The following is a 22,827-nucleotide window of genomic DNA, read 5'->3' as shown; positions in this document are numbered from 1 at the left end:
TCATAAAAAATATCCAACATTATTAAACAAAAAAGTTTACTTTTGCACAAAATTATAAAAAAAAAAAAATAAGATGGCTACTAATAGAACTTTTACAATGATTAAGCCTGATGCTGTTGCTAACGGACACATCGGAAACATTCTTGCAATGATTACTAATGCAGGTTTCAAAATCGTTTCTTTGAAATTAACTCAATTAACTATTGCTGACGCACAAGCTTTTTACGAAGTTCACGCTGCAAGACCTTTCTACGGAGAATTAGTTGAATTTATGTCAAGAGGACCAATCGTTGCTGCTATCTTAGAAAAAGATAACGCTGTTGAAGATTTCAGAACTTTAATTGGTGCTACTAACCCAGCTGAAGCAGCTGAAGGAACTATCCGTAAAGCATACGCAACTTCTATTGGAGAAAATGCAGTTCACGGTTCTGATAGCGATGAAAATGCAGCTATCGAAGGTGCTTTCCATTTTGCTGGAAGAGAGCAGTTCTAGTATTTAGTGTTCACTCACAAAATAAACTGAAGATAATACAAAGTACAAAAATCCCGTTTCAATTATTTAGAAACGGGATTTTCTATTTATACACTTTTTAGGATAGTGTCCTTAGAATCATCTCAACACCACATCCTTCACCACATCTCTTCTTAATTCTTCATTAATCATGGAAACAATTTTAGATTTTCCATGACTTAATTCCTCTCTTAGCACTGAGGAAGTCAACTCAACATATAATGTACTTCCTTTCAAAACCACATTATTAGTATAACTATTCACCCCATTGCCCATCAAATTTCTCCAAGCATCTTTAACATCAATTTGATCCATTCCGGGTTGCAATTTATTCACTTGAATGATTTGCTTCAAAACATCCCCTATCGTACTCTGATTATTTAGTCGTTTTGCCATCGCCTAGTATATTTATTGGTGTTGCTCTCTTGTAATGATATTCTTTTTTTTCTTTGTTCAACAAAACTAATTCTTCTGCTGACAAAGCAATTAATTCCTCACTCCATTTCATATATGGTGTTTCATACTCTAAGAATACTTTATCATCTGCAAATCGTACCGCAACATTTTCAAACGTATCATTCACTAAAAAAGTCCCATCTAATTGCGGCATCACCTTTTTCCGAATCCCTTTACTAGCTTTAATTTCAAAATAATCATAACTCTCATTCATCTTATAATCCTTGTCCTCACCTTTATCAAACGTAACTTTCTCAATCTCCCAATATCCATTTATTTTAGCAATATCGGCTGGTTGTATCTTTTGCTTGCAAGCAACAAATAGTAATGAGATAAATAAAATTCCAAAAGTTTTTTTCATAATAATAGTTTTTTTTAAGGAGCTATTCCCGCTGTCCGCTGTACCCAAGCTTATTGCTTCATTCCGCGCAAAGCCAGCATGGGATGCCGCTCTCATCAGGGCTGGGGAATGGAGCTAATAATGATGTTTTTATTTCCTAGACAAAGTTAAACTTATTAAGCGCAAACAAAACAAAAAAAGCAACAACACCGTGTACTATTTTGTTAATTTATAACCTAACAAAATTTAGATTTACACAAATTTCCGTGCTCTTTAAAAAATAAATCAAACGGTATCATTTTCGCTTTATCAACAATAGTACAGATTGATAAATATGATTTTATCTATTTACATTTAATAAGCAAAAAAGTTTTACTCACTTTAATTTATAAAATAGTTACAATAATACTCGCTGTGTTCTTGTAGTATATAATCAACAAAACCAAGCAAATCGCAGAAGAAGCATCCATTTTTATAAATAAAAAAGCACATTCAAAATAAGTTCAAATGTGCTTTAATACCTGAAAAATTAGGAAATTATTTATTTGCCTTAGTTTTTAAAACTAAATAATAAGTTCCATAACTAATTGTGTTTACTCAGAAATAAGCTTTTGAATTTATTAAAATTCTATTGCTTTTTAGTTCTATTAAATAAACCAAAAACAAAAAGTAGTACTCCAATAACCATTAATAAATAATACAAATTAACATTTGTATCCTTATTTGAACTAGCTAAAACAAAGCAAATGACACTCCCAAAATAGAGATACATTGTAGGTATATTTTTTAAAGACGAAAAATTCATTATATTATTTAAAGAAAGAATCCACAAATTCATATTTATTAAAGACTTGTAAATCTTCAATTCCCTCTCCTACACCAATATATTTTACAGGAATTTGAAATTGATCCGAAATTCCTATTACTACACCACCTTTTGCAGTTCCGTCTAGCTTAGTAACCGCTAAACAAGTAACTTCTGTCGCTGCTGTAAACTGCTTTGCTTGTTCAAAAGCATTTTGACCGGTGGAGCCATCTAAAACTAATAAAACATCATGTGGCGCATCGGCAACCACTTTTTGCATTACACGCTTCACCTTAGTCAATTCATTCATTAAATTCACTTTATTATGCAAACGCCCTGCTGTATCAATAATAACAACATCAGCACCTTGTGCTACGGCAGATTGTAAGGTATCAAAAGCGACAGAAGCAGGATCACTTCCCATATTCTGTCTTACAATAGGAACATCAACTCTATCAGCCCATATTTGCAATTGATCGATAGCTGCTGCACGAAAAGTATCTGCTGCACCAAGAACCACTTTGTATCCTGATTTTTTGAATTGATACGCTAATTTCCCGATAGTCGTTGTTTTACCAACACCGTTTACACCAACTACCATCAAAACATAAGGTTTTGTTCGAACTGGAATTACAAATTCGGTTGCTTCACCCGAGTTTGTTTCAGATAATAAACTTGCAATTTCTTCTCTAAGAATTTGATTAAGCTCTTCAATTCCAAGATATTTATCTGAAGCTACTCGATTTTCTATTCGAGTAATAATTTTTAAGGTTGTATTCACACCAACATCAGAGGCAACTAAGATTTCCTCTAAATTATCTAGGACTTCATCATCCACTTTTGACTTTCCAGCAACCGCTTTAGTTAACTTCGAAAAGAAATTTGTTTTTGATTTTTCAAGACCTTTGTCTAGTGTCTCTTTTTTCTCTGATGAAAATATTCTTTTAAAAAAACTCATTGTATTAATAGTATTAAGAATGAAGCATTTAAGGCCCAAGGAACCAATACGTTTTCTAACGGTAAATATAGAAAATAAAAAAGCTACTTCCGAATGAAAGTAGCTTTTCTATATAATGCTTATTGAATATTATTTCTTTTTCAAGAATTCATCAACTGATTCTGGAGACATAATAGATTCTACGAATGTATATGCACCTGTTTTAGGAGATTTTACCATTTTGATGGCTTTTGATAATCTCTTTGAAGCTGTTTGTAACGATGCTACGGTTTTTTTTGCCATGATTCAAATGTTATTGAAATTCAAATAAAATTTTCAAATGTGACATTTAAAAAAATTAAATGCAAGTCATTTGAGATCTTTATAAAAATCTCTAATTATTATTTAATTTCTTTGTGAACTGTTACACGTTTCAAGATTGGATTAAATTTTTTAATCTCTAATCTATCTGGTGTGTTTTTTTTGTTCTTAGTAGTGATGTATCTTGAAGTTCCCGCAACACCTGTAGTCTTGTGCTCAGTACATTCTAAAATTACCTGGATTCTATTACCTTTCTTTGCCATCTTGCTATTTTTTTTCTTTGGAAGGGATTATTTGATAAATCCTTGCGCTTGAGCTTTTTTCAAAACTGCAGCAATTCCATTTTTATTAATTGTTTTTACCGTAGATGCAGCTACTCTTAGAGTAATCCATCTGTCTTCTTCTGGAAGATAAAAACGCTTTTTAACTAAGTTAACAGAAAATTTTCTCTTAGTTTTATTCATGGCGTGAGAAACGTTGTTTCCTACCATCGCTCTTTTACCTGTAAGGTCGCAAACTCTTGACATTATATCTTATCTTTTATCGTTATTCAAAATCAGGGTGCAAAGAAAAGAAAAATAAACCTATTAACCAACAATATTATTACACATTTTTTAAAATTTCTTTTTGCAGAAGCTCTAAACTTTTAAATACCGCCCTATCTATCACTTTTTCACGTGGTTGACCAAAATTAAATTCTTCCACAATTATATCAACAGGCGTAGCTATTGCAATAAAAACAGTTCCAATTTCCGCATCAGAATCGCCTTTTGAGGGACCAGCATTTCCTGTTGTTGCAATTGCATAATCAGTCTTCATAATCTCTTTTATATTCAAAGCCATCGCCGAAACTACCTCCTTACTAACCACAGAATATTCATTTATCAAACTTTCCGGTATGCCCAAAACAGCAATCTTAGCCTCAGTTGCATACGAAACTACAGCGCCTTTAAAATACTGAGAAGATCCCGAAACAGATGTTAAAACTTGAGCTATCATTCCTCCAGTGCAACTTTCAGCAGTCGAAAGCGTTTTATTTTGCTTTTTCAGCATTTTACCAATGCCAAACTCAATTGTTTCATCCTCATCAAAACCAACGATTATATCGTGAATAATAGCATCCAATGATTTTATATTTTCCTCAAGCGCTTCTTCTAATATTTTTTTATCAGTACCTCGAGCTGAAAGTCGCAAACGCACTCTTCCTAAAGCTGGTAAGTACGCTAATTTTATAAATTCTGGCAGATTGTTCTCCCAGTCTTCAATACGTTCCGCTACAAGGCTTTCTCCTTGACCGTACGTTAGAATTGTTCTATGAATAATATAAGGTCGCTCGTACTCCACAACTACCTTTGGTATAATTTCATTTTCTACCAAATATTTCATTTCAAAAGGGACTCCAGGAAGCGAAATAAATACGGTATTTTCCTTTTTCATCCACATTCCTGGCGCCGTACCCACTTCATTATGAAGTACAGTACATTTTGAAGGAACCAGAGCTTGATCTTTATTCATTTGAGTAATGGCACGCTTATAAAAACCTTCAATAAGTTGCGTAACATGAACAAGTACCCTTTGATCCACTACTAATTCATCCTCAAAATAATCACAAAATGTTTTTTTAGTCACATCATCTTTTGTAGGACCTAAGCCACCGGTAACAATAACTAAATCCACCTTATTTTGAAGCTTTGCAAACGTCTCTAAAATGTGATTTTTATCGTCGCTTATTGAAATCATTTCGCTGACTTCAACTCCAATTTTATCTAATGATTTGGCAATAAAACCAGAATTTGTATCTACAATCTGACCAATTAAAATTTCGTCTCCTATAGTAACTATGGTTGCTTTCATTTATTTTAATTTCTATTATTACTTTACATTATGCAAATCAAAAAAAAGAGAAATGCACTCCTAAAGCACATTTCTCTTTTGCGTGAGGGATAGTAGTGAAAATCCCACGCTTTTGCGCGTGGATTGCAACGGATAGCCCGACCGTACTGTAACGATAGTGGAGGAATGGTCACGCACAAATTCTACAAATCGAAATCTTTTTTAATTTCTTTAATTGCTTCTTTGACTTGCGACTTCACACTCTTAAAAGTTTCTTTAATATCTTTCTTTTTACCTTCAGATTTTGTCCATGCCTCGACTTGAAGAATTTCTTCAAAAGCTACATTCAAACCCATCAGATCAAGTGTTGGTTTTATTTTGTGCGCATAAGCGTATGCATGCTTGTGATCTTTCTTTTTTATACCTTCTTTGATTTGCATTAAATCTTCGGGAACTTCTGTAACAAACAAATTTAGAATTTCATTTACAAATTCGGGATCATTGTCTGAAAGCGCATACACTTTTGAAAGGTTATAATTTATTGCCATTATTTTACTTGTATTCTAAATAGTTGTTGTCCTTCTAAAAAACCTTCTAAAACATCATCTGGTTTTACTGCCGCAACTCCTTCTGGAGTTCCTGTAAAGATAATATCGCCAATTTTTAATGTAAAAAACTGAGAAACATAGGAAATCAGCTCATCAATTTTCCATAACATCAAACTGGAATTACCTATTTGTGCTGTTTCATTGTTTTTCTTGAGTTCGAAAGTAATATTTTCTAACGAACTAAATTGGCTTTTAGGCAAAAACTCACCTATAATCGCTGAACCGTCAAAAGCTTTAGCTTTCTCCCACGGCAATCCTTTAGCTTTTAATTTAACTTGTAAATCACGAGCAGTAAAGTCGATTCCTACACTAATTTCGTCATAATATTTGTGTGCAAATTTAGTTTCGATGTATTTACCAACCTTATTTATTTTGACAATAATTTCGACTTCGTGATGCACATCCTCCGAAAATTCTGGAATTACAAAAGGGTGTTGCTTTAACAAAACAGCCGAATCTGGTTTCATAAAAACAACAGGTTCCGTAGGCCTTTCGTTCTTTAATTCTTCTATATGATTGGTATAATTTCTACCGATGCAGATTATTTTCATAGTTCTAAGTGTTCCATATTCAGTGCTCAGCAAAACTGAACACTACTCATTTTTACTTTGTGTTCAGCTTTCTTAACTTAATGGCCGTTAAAACTTTTTTAGTATATAAAGGAAAATCAGCGTTCTGAATCCAACTGAAGTAGCCCGGTTCTGTTTCTAGAATTTTATCCACTTTCATACCTTTGTGTTTACCAAAAGTAAAAATCTCTTCGTTATCTTTATCAAAAGCGATCATTCCTGCAAAATCAGCAATTTTCTTTCTTGTTGTAAATTCAGACAATGATTTCATGTCGTTTTCCAATTCGGGATAACGATCTAATTGCGCTTTCAGAATTTCGTAAGTCGCCATTGTATCTGCTTCTGCAGAATGGGCGTTTTCTAGTGATTTACCACAGTAAAATTTAAGTGCTGCGCTCAAGGTGCGCTCTTCCATTTTATGAAAAACAGTTTGTACATCAACTGAAACTTTTCCTTTCATATCAAAGTCAACTCCAGCGCGCAATAACTCTTCAGCTAGTAACGGAATATCAAAACGATCTGAATTAAATCCAGCTAAATCACTGTCTTTAATCATATTATGAACTTGTGCTGCTAGTTCTTTAAAAGTAGGTTCGTTAGCCACTTTTTCGTCTGTAATTCCATGTACAGCGGTGGTTTGTGGCGGAATTGGAATCGTTGGATTCACTAACCATGTTTTACTTTCTTTATTTCCGTTAGGAAAAACTTTGAATATTGAGATTTCTACAATTCTATCTTTTCCGATATCAATTCCTGTAGTTTCAAGATCGAAAAAGCAAATTGGTTTACTGAGTTTAAGTTCCATTTTAATTTTTTGTGTGATTACAAATATAGAAATTTGGGTTTAATTTTGTTTAAAGTTTAGCGTATAAAGTTCTAAAAATGCCATAAAAACAAAAACCCGAATCGCTTTCAGAAAGGAATCGGGTTTTGATTGTAATTATTTGTTTTTACAGATCTCTATTCACGTCAAAAGCTTCTAAATATTCTGCTACTCGTTTCACAAAACTTCCTCCTAACGCTCCATCTACAACTCTGTGGTCGTAACTGTGCGATAAGAACATTTTTTGACGAATACCAATAAAATCTCCTTCAGGAGTTTCAATCACAGCAGGCATTTTACGAATAGCTCCAAGTGCTAAAATTCCCACTTGTGGCTGATTGATGATAGGTGTTCCAAAAACACTTCCAAAAGTACCCACATTCGTAACGGTGTAAGTTCCGCCTTGCGTATCGTCTGGCTTTAGTTTTCCAGCCTTAGCACGTCCACCTAAATCATTTACCGCTTTTGCCATTCCTACTAAATTCAATTGATCCGCATTTTTAATTACAGGAACAATTAAATTTCCATTAGGTAATGAGGCAGCCATTCCAAGATTGATATTTTTCTTTTTGATGATATAATCACCATCAACAGAAATATTCATTCCTGGAAAATCTTTCAATGCTTTTGCAACAGCTTCCATAAAAATTGGAGTATAAGTCAACTTTTCTCCCTCTCTTTTTTCGAAAGCATTTTTATTTTTTTCTCTCCATTTCACAATATTCGTCACATCCACTTCGATAAACGATTGTACATGTGCCGATGTTTGTACTGAAGCGACCATATAACCCGCAATAAGCTTGCGCATTCTGTCCATTTCAATAATTTCATCGCCACCACTAACAGATACTGGAGCCGCCTTTTGAGCAACTGGAGCTGCAACTACTTTTTGAACTGGAGCAACCGGAGCCGCAGCGGCTGGTTGACTTGTTCTATTTTTTACGTATTCTAAAATATCATTTTTAGTTACTCTCCCTTCTTTTCCTGTTCCAGCAATAGAAGCTAATTCCGCAACAGAAACTCCTTCTTCTTTAGCTATATTTTTAACTAAAGGCGATAAGAATTTTTCAGATTCAGAGAAATCAACAGGAGCAGCAACGTTTTCTTTAGCAACTTCTACCATTTTTTCTACTTCGGCAACAGCAGCAGGAGCGACTTCTTCCTTAACAATTGGCATAACTTCTCCATCTTCAGTTTCAATTATTGCAATCGTTTGACCTACTTGAACCAGATCGTCTTTTCCAAATAACTGTTCTACCAAAGTTCCTGAAACTTCGCTTGGCACTTCACTGTCTACTTTATCAGTTGCAATTTCAAGTACCGCTTCGTCAGCTTCAATTTTGTCGCCAACTTGTTTCAACCAGTTTGTAATAGTTGCTTCTGCGACGCTTTCTCCCATTTTTGGAAGTTTTAATTCAAATCTTGCCATATTATTAACCTAAAAGGTGATATTGATTTTCAGTTTGCGAAATTACTAAATATTTCAAACATAAATTACATTTAATGTAATTTTTTACTCTATTTTAATAACCTCTCCTATTTCATTGCTATTGTTACTTCCTATTAAAAAATTAGCGTTTTTTGGTCTGATTTTAAAGGTAAAACCTCTATTTACTGCCAATTCGAGAACTGCAATACATTCTTTAAAAGAAATAAATTCGTTATCCAGAACTACCTCAGCACCAACTGCACATTTATTTAAATACGAAATTACCTCTTTTTCTGTTTTTAAATCGTGATAGGCGACTTTATTTTGCAAAGTTGCAGTCAATTTCTTTGCCATTTCTGGACATGATGAATAAAGTTCGAAACAGATTGGCTTCCTTTTAAATTTAGCTTGCCCCTGAAACTTTTTTATAAAAGAAAAAAAAATGATTCCGATTTTCATAAAAAAAGTAAAAAACAACGACTGCAGGTCATCAGAACTAAAATGTTTTTTATAAAAAAAGTTCATAGCTTCTTGGAAACGTTTCATATAGGTTCCATCCTTAATTGTACTTTCTCCTTTATAATGTATAACGGTTGTTTCATGGAAATAATAATTAGCTCTTCCGGTTTTAGAAACAACGTACGATAAGTCAATATCGTCCGAGTACATAAAGCATTCTTCATCAAATCCGCCAACTTCAAGATACAAATCCCGTTTCATTACCATAAAAGCACCTACAAGAATATCTACTTTTCCAGTTTGATTTTCCTCTAAATGTCCAGCGTAATATTTACAAAAAAGTCTTGATTTGGGGAATATTTTATGCAATCCTATAATTTTAGTAAAAGCGACCCAAGGAGTAGGAACACCTCGCTTACTTTCCGGCAGAAAATTTCCTGCACCATCAATGAGTTTACATCCTATTATCCCTAAATCTTTTTGTTCCTTGGCGAAAGCCAATATTTTCAAAAATGTATCTTCAGCAACAACGGTATCAGGATTGAGAATGCAAATATACTCTCCTTTTGCACGTGCTACACCAATATTATTGCCTTTTGGAAAACCTATATTATCATTATTTTGAATGAGTGTCACGTTTGGAAAACGCTGCTTGATCATTTCACAACTATCATCCTGCGAATTATTATCGACTACAATTATTTCGCTATCAATGTTTGAAAGGGCGGTTTGCACACTTAAAACGCAAATTTCGAGAAAGTATCGAACGTTATAATTAAGTATAATGACGGATAACTGCATTTTTCAAAGATACATTTTATGATCAAAAATTATAGTTCATCAAAAACTTTTATTGACAACTTGCTTTAAATTAATAATTAAGCTTTAAATGCACTAATTAACATTGCGATTACAATATTAGTCTTCCCCTAATATTCCCATCTACGGGTTTTATTTAATTCTTCTTGTTCTTTTACAATTTCAGCTGGGATTACTTTTAGGAATGAGGGATGTTGCTCAATTGCATACTCTACTTTTTCAACAATTTCATCAATAGTATCGTTGTCGTAATCAATATCCAAAGGCTCTTTAATAATAAAGGATTGTAGAATCCCTTTCTTTTTCATGCGCAAACCTTTTTTATCAAATGAACGACGAAAACCATCAATAACTATAGGAACAACTATAGGTCGGTATTGTTTTATAATATGAGCCGTACCTTTACGCACAGGCTTAAAGGATTTAGTTGTACCTTGAGGAAAAGTAATAACCCAACCGTCATTTAATGCAATTCTTATATTTTCAGTATCATCTGGATTAACTTCTTTTTTTTCTTGCACATCTACTCCTTTAGCTCGCCAAGTGCGTTCAACAGAAATAGCTCCCGCATAAGCCATAATTCTAGGTAGTAATCCCGCTCGCATGGTTTCTTTGGCAGCAACGTAATAAATATTCATTTTAGGTTGCCATAGATAACATACGTTTTTAATAGTGTCTTCTCTCCCACTAAGACTGGCATTAAAAACATGAAACATAGCTACTACATCAGCAAAATAAGTCTGGTGATTGGAAATAAAAAGTACGTTAGTTTCAGGTAAATCTCTTATAATTTCTGAGCCTTCAATCTGCAATTGATTAAAACCTCTATATCTTCTATGCGTAATACCACCAAAAATTCGAATTAACCACTTTTTTATAAATAGTATATGCCCAAAAGGATTTCGCTTAAACAATCCCATACGTTTATTTAATTTTATAAATATTTAATTTTCAAAATTACGAAAATAATATTTGATGATTTCTACTACTCAAATCCAATATCTTAATTTGAACCACTCAAAACTTCATTTATAACATCTTTCAATTCACTTAACATCATTGCTGTTGCACCCCACACAATTTTGTTCTCAATTTCGAAAGCGTTAATATCAATATTCCCTAAATACGATGTGGACACATTAGTATTAACCACTGTGGCATCATTTAACAAAACAGACAAAGGCAATTCAATTATTTCCGAAACTTCACTTGGATCAGGCTTAAAATCAAGCTCTTCTTTACTAATCCCTAAAAAAGGATAAACCAAAAAATTACTTGGAGTAATGTACATTTTTGTAAATGCTTTAATGATTTCAATTTTATCCGATTCTACTCCTATTTCTTCATGCGTTTCTCTAAGTGCCGTAAAAGCAAAATCTATATCGTCAATTTCATGTTTCCCACCAGGAAAAGCAATTTGTGCTGAATGAATTCCTATATAAGAATTTCGTATAATCAGTACAATATGCGGACTATTATTTTTAGGATAAAAAAGCATTAGTACTCCAGCCATTTTAGGCACCTTTTCACTGCTAACTATACTTTCATAATGCTGTAATCGTTCTAATGGTCCCATTTTAAGATGCGATTGCAATGCAGGAAGTGAAGCGTTAACTATTTTAGGAACAAACTGTAAAAATTCTTGAAAATCCATAATCAAAGTCTATTTTTGCACACTGAAATTTAATTCTAAATGTAGTTAGAAAATATAATTACACCAATTTTCTAACACCAAAAAATATCAATTATGTACAGCAAAGAAGAAAACCAAAGATTAAAGCGTGAATTCTGGATTGAGTTTGCACAAAAATTTCCCCGCAAATGGATGCTGTACGACACTAAAATTAAAGATTTCTCTTTTAAATTTTATGTAGACAATAAAAAAGCACAGGTTTTAATTGATATCGAACATAGAAGTGACGAAAAAAGAATTGCCTACTTCGAAAAACTGGAAGCACTAAAGAACATTCTCGAAGAGGAATTCATCAAAGATTTAGTTTTTGAAAAAGAACACACTCTAGAAAGCGGAAAAAACATCAGTCGCATTTGGGTTGAAAAACTAAATGTTGGCGTTAGCAACAGAAAATACTGGAATGAAATTTTTGAGTTTTACAACGAAAAGATGAATGCTTTAGAACTATTTTATTCAGAGTACGACTCGTTTATCAAAGATATTGAGATCCTTTAAAAACCAAATCCTCCAGCTAAATTGGAGGATTTTTTATAAATTCAATTGGCATCTTACATTTTAAAAATATTATACATTATGATCCTATTCCCATAATTGATGTATAATTGCTTTCTATTATCTTGCTTTTTTCTGGTAATGATAGAAACCGTACAATCGACTCCTTCATTGTCTTTACAGGTAAATGAATATACTGTATCAGTTTCATTTTCTTCGACTGGCTGATAAACTACTATTTCAAAAAGTTGAATAATTTGAGAATAAACTACAATTCTACTTTTATCAGTATCTAAAGTAACTAAAATAGCAGTTGAATTAAGGTCTGACCATTTGCCCCACTTCCCTTTTTCGTTTTTTTCCAAAACACTAAAACCGGACGTTTTGAACTTGTAGATTTGAGCCTGAATTTGCTGGAATCCAAACATTAAAAAAAGAAGTACAATATGTATTTTTATTTTTGACATTATTTAAAATTGAAAATTAGTAACTTCTTCTCGTGCTTTTTCAAAATCGGAAATCATTTCCTCAACAATTTTAGCCGCTGGCTTTATTTCGTGAATAATTCCTGCTATTTGGCCTATTTCTAATTCGCCTTCAACCAAATCCCCTTCAAACATACCTCTTTTTGACCTTGCTCTTCCTAATAACACAACAAGTTCTTCTTTAGTTGGGCATTTTTCATATAAATCCTGAACATCCTGATAAAACTTATTTTTGATTAATCGAACTGGAGCGAGTTCTTTCAACGTCAATTGAGTTCCACCTTCCTTCACATTTACGATCGTTTCCTTAAAATTATCATGAGCAGAGGATTCTATTGATGCAGCAAACCTACTTCCTACTTGCACGCCATCAGCTCCTAAAGTCATCACCGCTAGCATTCCGCGTCCCGAAGCAATACCTCCAGCAGCAATCAAAGGAATTGTAATTTTTTCTTTGACTATAGGAATCAGCGTGAGTGTAGTAGTCTCTTCCCGACCGTTGTGTCCTCCAGCTTCAAATCCTTCAGCAACGACTGCATCAACGCCTGCATCTTGCGCTTTCAATGCAAATACAGAGCTACTTACCACATGCACAACCGTTATTCCATTGTCTTTCAAAAATGAAGTCCATGTTTTTGGATTTCCCGCCGAAGTAAAAACGATTTTCACTCCTTCCTCAACAATAATTTTCATTATTTCATCGATGTTGGGATATAACATAGGAACATTTACCCCAAAAGGTTTTGAAGTAGCTTTTTTACATTTTTGAATGTGTCCTCTCAAAACATCAGGATACATAGAACCAGCACCTATTAACCCTAAACCACCTGCATTACTTACGGCACTTGCTAATTTATAACCACTGTTCCAGATCATTCCGCCTTGAATAATTGGATATTTAATTTTGAAAAGTTCGGTGATTTTATTCATTTAAAATTATGCTATTACTTTTTAATTATTTTTCCGCTTTTAGAAAAACCAACTGATTCCATTTTATACAAATACATTCCCTTTTCTAGCGACTTTAATGAAATCATGGACGACTGTGGAGTCACTTTTTGCTCTGAAATTTTATGACCAGTAAGGGTATAAATAAAAAGCGTTCCTTTTTCGATTTTCGCTGGTAACGAAACCGTTACAAAATCACTAAAAGGATTAGGATAGACTATAAATTCATCATTCGAAAAAGATTCAGAAGTTAAGGTAGTACTAACAGCTAATCCAAAATCAGGAATTCCATATCCATACTGATTATTAGGTGTTAAAAATTTATCAGATGATTTTAGTAGTATATCTTTAATTTGTTGATTAGTCTTTTTTGGAAACGCTTGCCATAAACAAGCTACCATTCCAGCCATTATAGGACCCGAAAAAGAAGTTCCATTAGCCGTAACAATATTCCCAAGAGCATCTGAAACAACCGCAACTTGTCCTTGCGCCATAACATCAGGTTTTATTCTTCCGTCGTAAGAAGGTCCTGTTGAACTAAATGAAGTTACTATTTTAGATGGAGTTACTGCGCCAACTGCAATAACTGAAACCGCATCAGCAGGAACCGCGACATGAGGATTTGATGTTCCACCGGAATTACCAGCCGAAGTAACTATAATCATCCCTCGGCTAAAAGCAATTTCAGCACCTCGAGACATAAATGCTGTTGCGCCATTCATATCCTTATAAGTATGATTATATGCTGTATTATCAAAATCAAAATACCCTAAAGACGTATTAATAATATCCACTCCTAAACTATCCGCTTTTTCAGCAGCTTCTACCCACAAGGATTCCTCAATAGGATTCTCCGAATTATCATCCTCTGTTATGAATAAATAATAAGAAGCATCTGGTGCTGTTCCCACTAAAGAATTTTCTTTATAACCTCCCATTGTAGAAAGAACCGAGGTCCCATGTGAATCGCCTGAATAAAAATCAGAATTTCTCAGTACAAAATTATAACCGCCTAAAATTTTACCATTATCTCTTAATCTTTCAAAAGGCTGTGTTGTATTTACTCCAGGAAATCCAGAATCCATTATGGCAATGATTTTTCCAGAACCTTTATAATTTTGTTGGTGTAAAACTTGTCCGTTAAGCATTTGAATTTGATTTGAAGAAGAACCGTAAGCATACTCCACTTTTGTTTTCTTCGATTTACCAGTCTGTTTTAACTTGAATGGTTTTGCAATTCGACCTGCTTGATTTAATGTTTTATCCGCAAAATCAATTTTACTTACAAAAGAAAGAATTGCTAATGAATTGATATCAACTTGTGAACCTCGCACATGAATTGCATTGAGCCATTTCGATTGGGCCATCACCGTAATTCCTGCATTGGCTTTAACTTGATTGACAAAAGAGTTTTCAATCGGGATGTCTTTAAAATCTAAATCGATATTTTGATTTGTTCTTCTATCTAATGCTTTTTGAGAAAGCATTTCCAATGGCGAATTGAAATAGAATTGAGCATTGGGTTTTGCATTAAAATAAACCCAAGCATCTTGCTGAGAAAACCCTGAAATCGTAAATACTAAAAATATAAATACATAAAATTTTCTCATAGGTTTCTTCGTTAGTTTGACTGTAGATAAGTCATCAACTATAAAAATTGAATGACTGTTACAATTATTTATATTTTTAATAACAGTACGAATTTAACTAAGAACTGATTATCAATATAAAACCTACGTTGTTTTTAAAACTTCATAGGTTTAGTCGATTGCTTAATACCCATTGCTCAACTCTTAATTCTCTTTTTCTTTTAATTCCCTAACCTATCTTTTTCTTAAAATTACAACCCTAAGAAATTACTCCGGAACCAATTAATTCATCATCTGAATACCAAGCCGCAAATTGTCCTTCTGTTATTGCCGATTGTGGTTCATCAAAAGCAATGTACATTTCGTTTTCAAATTGATACAAAATAGCTTTTTGCAAAGGTTGTCTGTATCTGATTCGAACCATATATTCAACGTTTTCCCCATTGGCTAAAGCCAAATCGTTACGAATCCAATGTACCTCGTCTTTTTCAATACGCAATACTTTCTTGAATAATCCAGGATGCATACTTGTTAATCCAGTATAGATTGTATTTGTTTCAACATTAGTCGCAATAATAAATAGCGGATCAGTAGTTCCTCCAACATTCAAACCTTTGCGTTGGCCAATTGTAAAATAATGAGCACCTTGATGTTTCCCAACTACTTTCCCCATTTGAGGTGTGTAAGGAACTTTTTGAGAAGCAATTTTTAATTCTTCTTCAAGACTCAAACCTAGTTGCTTTTCAATACTATAAATAGGATCGTTTTTATCAATTTGAATAATAACGCCTTCTTTTGGTTGTAATTTTTGCTGCAAAAATTCTGGCAAACGTACTTTTCCAATAAAGCATAATCCTTGTGAATCTTTCTTTTCAGCAGTAATTAAGTCCATTTGCGCGGCAATTTCACGTACCTCTGGTTTTGTCAATTCTCCAATAGGAAATAATGATTTTGCCAATTGCTCTTGTGATAATTGACACAGAAAATAAGACTGATCTTTATTTACATCAGCACCCGCTTTCAGTTGGTAAACCGTTTCGCCGTTTATATCAATTTCCGTTTTTCTACAATAATGTCCTGTTGCCACAAAATCAGCCCCTAGACTTAAGGCAATTTTCATGAAAACATCAAATTTTATTTCGCGGTTACAAAGCACATCAGGGTTTGGAGTTCTCCCTTTTTCATATTCGTTGAACATATAGTCCACGATTTTCTCTTTATACTCTTCACTTAAATCAACTGTTTGAAAAGGAATACCCAATTTTTCAGCTACTAATAACGCATCATTACTATCTTCTAGCCATGGACATTCATTAGAAATAGTAACCGAATCGTCATGCCAATTCTTCATAAAAAGACCGATAACCTCATATCCTTGTTGTTGCAACAAATAAGCCGCAACACTTGAATCTACTCCTCCGGAAAGTCCTACAACAACACGCTTCATCTTCAAAAAATTATATTTTAATAAGACTGCAAAGTTACAAATATTTAAAATAGAAAAACGATGCTGTAAAAAGTGCTCCATTCTTTTTTATAGCAGTAAAATCAAGATTGATTTTACATCATATTTTAAGAATTAGATTAAAATATCTCTAATGAATTAATCTTTTAAATAAGTTTTATTACCACTATTAATAAAGTGACTATCCAATTTGAAATTAATTAGTAAACATGATAATAGTCATGCTGATCTTGACTCTTCGAGTTATATATTTGTATGGTGAAAAAAGCAGTACTCATATTAGCATTACTCATAATTCTAAAACCAATATTTCCGGTTATAGAATACGTAGTTAATTATGATTACATCTCAAAGGTTCTTTGCGTTAATAAGGAAAAGCCTAAATTACAATGTAATGGAAAATGCCATTTGATGAAGGAATTAGCAAAAAATTCAGAGAATGAAAATCCAATTTCAACTAATAAGAAAATAGCTTCTCAAGAAACTACAGTTGTGTTTTTCCAAGAGATGAATTCGTTTACAATTACACCACTTTATTTTCAGAAAGCCAAAAGAGCAAATAGTAATTATTCCAATTTATATTCTTACAAATTTAGCGACTCTATTTTTCACCCACCCGCCGTTATTTCATAAATTTTAAAAAAGTATAGGTTTTCGTTCTATTTACAAGATCGACGAGAGCTTATGGTTACAAATGTTTGAAAGATATATTCTTCTCAAACCGATTCCTCATAAACTTAAATAAAAATAAAATGAAATTTCAATTACAAAATATAGTAATCCTATTGATTATCGCATTCACTTTTTCTTCTTGCTCTAACGATGATGCACCAATTGTGACAAATGAATTAGAAGGACTGAATAAAATTCAAGAGCTTACAAACGACACGCACATTGTAGAGCTTTACTCTGCCACTGGTACTCTACAACAAGGTCACAACTTAATTTCTTTAAGAATTAAAAACAAAACAACTAACACTTACGAAAAAGAAGCAACTATAACTTGGGTACCATTAATGCAAATGACCACAATGGCACATGGTTGTCCATATTCTGCTATTACTAAAACTACTGAGAAAGAAACTTTATATAACGGTTACATTGTTTTTCAAATGCCTGAAAACACATTGGAACATTGGACTCTTACTGTAAATTACACTATTAACGATATTGCCTATACAGCAAATAAACAAATTAGTGTTCCTGCGTCTGCTAAACAAAGAGTAAGTTCTTTTACTGGAACTGACGGAACTAAATATCTTTTGGCACTTATTGAGCCAACAACTCCAAAAGTAGCTACTAATGATATAACTGTTGGTGTTTACAAAATGTCATCTATGATGATGTTCCCTGTTGTTGATGGCTTTAAAGTAAAAATAGATCCAAGAATGCCAAGTATGGGAAACCACGGATCGCCTAATAATGTTGATTTAACACAATCTGTTTCAGATAAATTATACCGCGGAAAATTATCTTTAACGATGACTGGTTATTGGAAAATCAACTTACAACTTTTGAATGCTAACAACGAAGTTTTAAAAGGAGAAGCACTATCAGAAACAGTTCCTGCAAGTAGTATTTACTTTGAAGTAGAATTCTAAACCTATTTATTTTCTAAAATCAAAAAGGTCAAAAATATTTTTTTGGCCTTTTCATTAACCTTTTCATTATGAAAAAGATAGTCTTTATTTTAGCATTACAATTTATTGCTTCTATATCACTTTCAGCCCAAGTACAGACTAAAGATACCATTGTTCCTAAAAGCCTTACCGAAGTTATTGTAATTAATAAAAAAGCTCATTTGAGCCAAAAACAATCTAAAGCTTTAGCCACTATTGACGAATATTTACAACAGTCTGGAAAAATTGAAATGATCAAAAGAGGCGGTTATGCTTGGGAGCCAATCATCAATAGTATGGCAACGGAACGCACTTTAATCACCATTGACGGTATGCGTATTTTTGGTGCTTGTACTGACAAAATGGATCCCATAACTTCTTATGTTGAAGTTTCTAATTTATCTGAAGCAAGCATAAAATCAGGTCAACAAGGTGCTTGTCATGGCGCTACGATTGGTGGTGCGATTGATTTAAAAAGAAACCGAAGCAATTTTAGTGACTTAGGCTGGGAAGCAAGTATAAATGCAGGTTATGAAACCAATAGCAACCAAAAAATTTTTGGGACTGCGATTAATTATGTCGAAAATTCATTCTATGTTGATACCGATTTTATGTACCGTGATGCCGACAACTATACGGCTGGGAACAATCAGGAAGTTTTGTTTTCACAATTTAGAAAATTCAATGTTTCTACCACTTCTGGATTTTTAATCGGTAAAAACAAACTCATAGAAGGGTCGCTTATCTATGATAAAGCTACTAATGTTGGTTATCCAGCGCTACCTATGGATGTTTCTTTGGCGGAAGCCTTAATCACTTCATTAAAATTTGAGTATACGCCAAAATCTTCGAAAATAGAAAATTGGGAATCTAAACTATATTACAACACTATTACGCACAGAATGGATGATACGAAACGACCATTTGTACCTATTCACATGGATATGCCAGGTTGGAGTGATACGTATGGCTTTTATTCAAAAGCAAAAGGAGTTTTTGAAAACCATCACTTCACAGCCGATTTAAACTCATTTTACAATCGTTCTATTGCCGAAATGACAATGTATCCAACTGATCCAAACGAAAATTTGATGTTTATGTTTACTTGGCCCGATGTAAGAACTTTTTACGGAAGCTTATTTTTAGAAGACAACATCGCACTGAATTCTACTTCCAGTTTGAAATTTTCAGGAAGCTTAGCAAACCATTTCAATAAAGTGGCTGATGAATTAGGTTTAGAAAGTTTACAGATTTTTTATCCTAATATGAGTGCAAGCAAAATCCGGATTTTAAAAAGCATTTCCTCTAATTATTCCTATAACAAAAATGGTTTTGAATATGGTTTTGGATTGGCTTACGGCGAGCGCTCTCCATCAGTTTCTGAAGGATACGGTTTCTATTTATTCAATAGTTTTGATCGCTATGATTACATTGGAAATCCAGGATTAAAAAATGAAAGTTCAGTGGAAGTAAATACTTCTTTAGGTTACGCCACAAAAAAATTCTCGGCAAAAGTAACCTCTTCTTATTTTCATATTTCGAATTATATTATTGGAAAACCAGACGCAACTCTTATTCCAATGACCATAGGCGCTAGTGGTGTGAAAATTTATACTGCATTAAATTATGCTACTATTTTTAACACTGATTTGAATGTTGAATACCAAATTAGTGATCATTTTAAAACAAAAGGACAATTAGTGTACAATTACGGAAAAGACTTTGAGGATAAAAATTTACCATTCATCAGTCCGCTGCGTTATTCTGCCGCTTTAAATTACAAAATGAACCAGTTTTCATCTGAAATTATGGTGCAAGGAAATGCAACGCAAACACAATATAGTCCTTTTTATGGCGAAGACAGAACGCCAGATTATGCTATTGTAAACCTAGCTACAAGCTATTTATTTACAATTGACGGAAGCAAATTGAATGTGAGAGCGGGAATAGAAAATATTTTGGACAGGTATTATTCCACGTTTTCAGACTGGAACAACATTCCTAGACAAGGAAGAAACTTTTTTTTGAACCTAACTTTTACTTATTAATAAGTTCATTTTTAAACGCAAATTGCACAAATTTCCACAAATTAAAACTGGAATTTTGTGCAATTTTTTTTGTCCTAAAGCCGGACTTTAAAGTATTTTAATACTTACAACTGGTATCAAATTTCACAAAACCACCTCGATTTTCTTTTCGTTCGATGGATTGTTGTACGATTAAGTTTCCAACAGTGATCATATTATACAATTCGAATAATTCCGTGCTGATATGATAGTTTTTACAGGTTTCTTTTAGTTCTTGCTGCCATATCATTAATTGCGATTTTGCTGCAAGCAAATCAGCGTCAGAACGCACAATTCCAGCATTTTGACGCATCAAAAGCTGAAATTTAGACTTAATTTCAGTACAATAATTTAGTTCTAAACTAGGTTTCATTTCGGATTGCCATTCGGGAATTAAATTATTCTCACTGTTATTTTCAACAGTAACTTCGGCTAAATAATTATATATTTTATCTGAAAAGACTAATGCTTCCAATAAGGAATTAGAGGCTAAGCGATTTGCCCCGTGCAATCCCGTACGAGAACATTCACCACAAGCAAATAAGTTTATTATATCTGTTTTTCCGTTTATATCCACTACTATTCCACCACAAAGATAATGCTGTGCCGGAATTACTGGAATCCAATCTTTAAAGATATCAATTCCGTTTTTCATGCAACGGTCATAAATCATAGGAAAATGTTTGACAAAAGCTACTACATCTAAATGAGTGCAATCCAGATATACAAATTCATCACCTGATTTTTTAAGTTCTAAATCGATACTTTGAGATACGATATCGCGAGATGCTAATTCAGCTCTTGGGTCATAATCAGGCATAAATCTATGTCCACTTTTAGTACGCAAATAAGCACCGAACCCGCGAACTGCTTCAGAAATTAAGAACTTTGAACCAATAGAATCTTCGTATAATGCTGTTGGATGAAACTGGATAAACTCCATATCTGTTATAGTAGCATTTGCACGATAAGCAATGGCAATTCCATCTCCTGTTGCTATAACGGGGTTAGTTGTGTGTCCGTAAATATGTCCAATACCGCCGGTGGCAAGCAACGTATAATCAGATTGAAATGTAATAATTTCATTCGTTTTCTGATTTAAAACATAAGCTCCAACACAATGATTATTTTCTGTAATTAGATCCAATGCAAAATGATGGTCTAACACGGTGATATTCTTTTTTTGATGTACTTGTTCTAAAATAGCACGCTCAATTTCATAACCCGTTTGGTCTTTATGATGCACTACTCTATTTTCAGAATGTCCTCCTTCTTTACCTAAATCAAAATTTCCTTTGGGCGTGGTATCAAATTTCGCTCCCCAATCAATCAATTCTTTTAAACGTTTTGGACCTTCGGTTACCACCAATTTAACCACCTCCTCATCACATAAACCGTCACCGCAAATTAGGGTGTCATCAATGTGTTTTTGATAGGAATCTTGCGTTTCATCAGTAACGATGGCTATTCCGCCTTGTGCGTACTTGGTATTGGATTCATCCGCATTTGACTTAGTCACAATCGTCACAATTTTATCCGGAAAACGATCTGCAATTTTGATGGCAAAAGTCAATCCAGCAACCCCTGAACCTATAATTAGGTAATTAGTTCTAATCATTATTTAGATAATTCGAGCATGCGTTCAATAGGAAGTAAAGCTTTTTTTCTGATGTTTTCTGGAACATCTATTTCTGGAGTTTCATTGAGCAAACAATCATATAATTTTTGAAGTGTATTCATTTTCATATAACCACATTCGCTGCAAGCACAAGTATTATCGTCCTTAGCCGGAGCTGGAATCAATATTTTATGAGGTACTTCTTGTTGCATTTTATGCAGAATTCCGGCTTCAGTAGCAACGATAAATTTAGCATTTGAATTTGTTTTCACATAATCAATCATTCCTGCGGTGGAACCAATATAACTTGCTGTTTCAAGAATATGTGTTTCTGATTCTGGATGAGCAATAATGGTAGCATCAGGATGTAATTTATGCACTTCAATTAATTTATCTAAGGAAAAGGCTTCGTGAACCACACAGGAACCATCCCAAAGTAACATGTCTCGACCCGTTTCGCTAATGATGTATTTTCCTAGATTCTTATCTGGCGCAAAAATAATAGGCGTATCTTTTGGAATTGATTGTACAATTTTGACAGCATTTGATGAAGTACAAACAATATCACTCAACGCTTTTACCTCAGCAGAACAATTGACGTAAGTAATAACAATATGGTCTGGATGTGCAGCAGTAAATTCTCCAAATAAATCCGGTGGACAAGACTCTGCTAGGGAACAACCTGCTTTTAAATCGGGAAGAATTACTTTTTTAGTCGGGTTCAATATTTTGGCGGTTTCAGCCATAAAATGTACGCCTGCAAATACAATAATGTCAGCATTTACATTCATCGCTTCTTGTGACAAACCTAAACTATCGCCCACATAATCCGCTACATCCTGAATAGCAGCTTCTTGATAATAATGGGCTAAAATAACAGCATTTTTTTCTTTTTTTAATGCTAGTATTTTTTCTTTAAGAGTATTCATTTCGTTCTATTTT

25 protein-coding genes are annotated in these 22,827 nt (G+C 33.4%); 5 read left to right on the top strand and 20 right to left on the bottom strand.

Features of this window, described 5'->3' with window-relative positions:
- The first annotated feature begins 73 nt into the window (after positions 1-73).
- Positions 74-493 carry a nucleoside-diphosphate kinase gene (locus LNP27_RS07485; RefSeq protein ID WP_091259031.1) on the top strand — a complete coding sequence of 140 codons (420 nt, stop codon included), beginning with the start codon at positions 74-76 and terminating at the stop codon, positions 491-493.
- Between the two features lie 117 nt (positions 494-610).
- Here the strand turns inward: LNP27_RS07485 and LNP27_RS07480 are convergent, their stop codons facing one another.
- The 14 genes from LNP27_RS07480 to LNP27_RS07415 form a co-directional block, all read right to left on the bottom strand.
- On the bottom strand, positions 611-907 hold the full coding sequence (locus LNP27_RS07480; RefSeq protein WP_229943973.1) for a DciA family protein: 297 nt from the start codon (positions 905-907) through the stop codon (positions 611-613).
- Complete coding sequence (locus LNP27_RS07475) at positions 888-1,328, bottom strand: lipocalin family protein (protein WP_229943972.1); 441 nt, start codon at positions 1,326-1,328, stop codon at positions 888-890. Before LNP27_RS07475 ends, LNP27_RS07480 begins: the two co-directional genes overlap by 20 nt.
- A gap of 788 nt (positions 1,329-2,116) precedes the next feature.
- Positions 2,117-3,070 carry a signal recognition particle-docking protein FtsY gene (ftsY, locus tag LNP27_RS07470; RefSeq protein ID WP_229943971.1) on the bottom strand — a complete coding sequence of 318 codons (954 nt, stop codon included), beginning with the start codon at positions 3,068-3,070 and terminating at the stop codon, positions 2,117-2,119.
- Between the two features lie 129 nt (positions 3,071-3,199).
- Entirely contained in the window at positions 3,200-3,352 is a 153-nt protein-coding gene (locus LNP27_RS07465; protein WP_121924307.1) for a DUF4295 domain-containing protein, read from the bottom strand.
- A gap of 98 nt (positions 3,353-3,450) precedes the next feature.
- The gene (gene rpmG, locus LNP27_RS07460) at positions 3,451-3,633 is read right to left on the bottom strand and encodes a 50S ribosomal protein L33 (protein WP_007805817.1); all 183 of its coding nucleotides are present in this window, start codon (positions 3,631-3,633) and stop codon (positions 3,451-3,453) included.
- Positions 3,634-3,660: 27 nt separating this feature from the next.
- Complete coding sequence (gene rpmB, locus LNP27_RS07455) at positions 3,661-3,897, bottom strand: 50S ribosomal protein L28 (protein ID WP_007138096.1); 237 nt, start codon at positions 3,895-3,897, stop codon at positions 3,661-3,663.
- 76 nt (positions 3,898-3,973) lie between these two features.
- Entirely contained in the window at positions 3,974-5,224 is a 1,251-nt protein-coding gene (locus LNP27_RS07450; protein ID WP_229943970.1) for a CinA family nicotinamide mononucleotide deamidase-related protein, read from the bottom strand.
- 182 nt (positions 5,225-5,406) lie between these two features.
- On the bottom strand, positions 5,407-5,751 hold the full coding sequence (locus LNP27_RS07445; protein ID WP_229943969.1) for an Hpt domain-containing protein: 345 nt from the start codon (positions 5,749-5,751) through the stop codon (positions 5,407-5,409).
- The gene (locus LNP27_RS07440; protein ID WP_229943968.1) at positions 5,751-6,362 is read right to left on the bottom strand and encodes a fumarylacetoacetate hydrolase family protein; all 612 of its coding nucleotides are present in this window, start codon (positions 6,360-6,362) and stop codon (positions 5,751-5,753) included. The genes LNP27_RS07445 and LNP27_RS07440 overlap by 1 nt, the downstream gene beginning before the upstream one ends.
- A gap of 52 nt (positions 6,363-6,414) precedes the next feature.
- Positions 6,415-7,185: a 3'-5' exonuclease gene (locus LNP27_RS07435; protein WP_229943966.1), complete on the bottom strand. Its 771-nt coding sequence runs from the start codon at positions 7,183-7,185 to the stop codon at positions 6,415-6,417.
- 145 nt (positions 7,186-7,330) lie between these two features.
- The gene (locus LNP27_RS07430; protein WP_229943965.1) at positions 7,331-8,632 is read right to left on the bottom strand and encodes a dihydrolipoamide acetyltransferase family protein; all 1,302 of its coding nucleotides are present in this window, start codon (positions 8,630-8,632) and stop codon (positions 7,331-7,333) included.
- A gap of 84 nt (positions 8,633-8,716) precedes the next feature.
- On the bottom strand, positions 8,717-9,892 hold the full coding sequence (locus LNP27_RS07425) for a glycosyltransferase family 2 protein (protein WP_229943963.1): 1,176 nt from the start codon (positions 9,890-9,892) through the stop codon (positions 8,717-8,719).
- A 128-nt stretch (positions 9,893-10,020) separates the two neighbouring features.
- A complete protein-coding gene (locus LNP27_RS07420; protein WP_229943962.1) occupies positions 10,021-10,830 on the bottom strand; it encodes a lysophospholipid acyltransferase family protein in 810 nt (269 codons plus the stop codon).
- An 83-nt stretch (positions 10,831-10,913) separates the two neighbouring features.
- Positions 10,914-11,564: an NUDIX hydrolase gene (locus LNP27_RS07415; RefSeq protein ID WP_229943960.1), complete on the bottom strand. Its 651-nt coding sequence runs from the start codon at positions 11,562-11,564 to the stop codon at positions 10,914-10,916.
- Between the two features lie 93 nt (positions 11,565-11,657).
- Between LNP27_RS07415 and LNP27_RS07410 the strand changes: the two genes are divergently transcribed.
- A complete protein-coding gene (locus LNP27_RS07410) occupies positions 11,658-12,098 on the top strand; it encodes a DUF4268 domain-containing protein (RefSeq protein ID WP_229943959.1) in 441 nt (146 codons plus the stop codon).
- 53 nt (positions 12,099-12,151) lie between these two features.
- Here the strand turns inward: LNP27_RS07410 and LNP27_RS07405 are convergent, their stop codons facing one another.
- The 4 genes from LNP27_RS07405 to mnmA all read right to left on the bottom strand — a co-directional run bounded on the left by LNP27_RS07405 (position 12,152) and on the right by mnmA (position 16,564).
- Positions 12,152-12,562 carry a hypothetical protein gene (locus LNP27_RS07405; protein WP_229943958.1) on the bottom strand — a complete coding sequence of 137 codons (411 nt, stop codon included), beginning with the start codon at positions 12,560-12,562 and terminating at the stop codon, positions 12,152-12,154.
- A gap of 3 nt (positions 12,563-12,565) precedes the next feature.
- The gene (locus tag LNP27_RS07400; protein WP_229943957.1) at positions 12,566-13,510 is read right to left on the bottom strand and encodes an NAD(P)H-dependent flavin oxidoreductase; all 945 of its coding nucleotides are present in this window, start codon (positions 13,508-13,510) and stop codon (positions 12,566-12,568) included.
- A gap of 14 nt (positions 13,511-13,524) precedes the next feature.
- Positions 13,525-15,138, bottom strand: a complete 1,614-nt coding sequence (locus tag LNP27_RS07395; protein WP_229943956.1) for a S8 family peptidase — start codon at positions 15,136-15,138, stop codon at positions 13,525-13,527.
- 238 nt (positions 15,139-15,376) lie between these two features.
- Positions 15,377-16,564 carry a tRNA 2-thiouridine(34) synthase MnmA gene (gene mnmA / locus LNP27_RS07390; protein WP_229944045.1) on the bottom strand — a complete coding sequence of 396 codons (1,188 nt, stop codon included), beginning with the start codon at positions 16,562-16,564 and terminating at the stop codon, positions 15,377-15,379.
- 273 nt (positions 16,565-16,837) lie between these two features.
- On the opposite strand from mnmA, the gene LNP27_RS07385 reads away from it, so the two are divergent.
- The 3 genes from LNP27_RS07385 to LNP27_RS07375 all read left to right on the top strand — a co-directional run bounded on the left by LNP27_RS07385 (position 16,838) and on the right by LNP27_RS07375 (position 20,249).
- The gene (locus LNP27_RS07385; protein ID WP_229943955.1) at positions 16,838-17,215 is read left to right on the top strand and encodes a hypothetical protein; all 378 of its coding nucleotides are present in this window, start codon (positions 16,838-16,840) and stop codon (positions 17,213-17,215) included.
- Between the two features lie 119 nt (positions 17,216-17,334).
- Positions 17,335-18,183, top strand: a complete 849-nt coding sequence (locus tag LNP27_RS07380) for a hypothetical protein (RefSeq protein ID WP_229943954.1) — start codon at positions 17,335-17,337, stop codon at positions 18,181-18,183.
- A gap of 68 nt (positions 18,184-18,251) precedes the next feature.
- Complete coding sequence (locus LNP27_RS07375; protein WP_229943953.1) at positions 18,252-20,249, top strand: TonB-copper family protein; 1,998 nt, start codon at positions 18,252-18,254, stop codon at positions 20,247-20,249.
- 97 nt (positions 20,250-20,346) lie between these two features.
- Here the strand turns inward: LNP27_RS07375 and nadB are convergent, their stop codons facing one another.
- Together nadB and nadA are read right to left on the bottom strand one after the other, a co-directional pair.
- On the bottom strand, positions 20,347-21,885 hold the full coding sequence (gene nadB, locus LNP27_RS07370) for an L-aspartate oxidase (RefSeq protein ID WP_229943952.1): 1,539 nt from the start codon (positions 21,883-21,885) through the stop codon (positions 20,347-20,349).
- A complete protein-coding gene (gene nadA, locus LNP27_RS07365) occupies positions 21,885-22,814 on the bottom strand; it encodes a quinolinate synthase NadA (protein ID WP_229943951.1) in 930 nt (309 codons plus the stop codon). The genes nadB and nadA overlap by 1 nt, the downstream gene beginning before the upstream one ends.
- Positions 22,815-22,827: the final 13 nt, after the last annotated feature.

The sequence above is a fragment of the Flavobacterium galactosidilyticum genome (assembly GCF_020911945.1).
In the GTDB taxonomy this organism is placed as follows: Bacteria; Bacteroidota; Bacteroidia; order Flavobacteriales; family Flavobacteriaceae; genus Flavobacterium; species Flavobacterium galactosidilyticum.
This window is presented reverse-complemented; position numbering and strand designations above follow the sequence as displayed.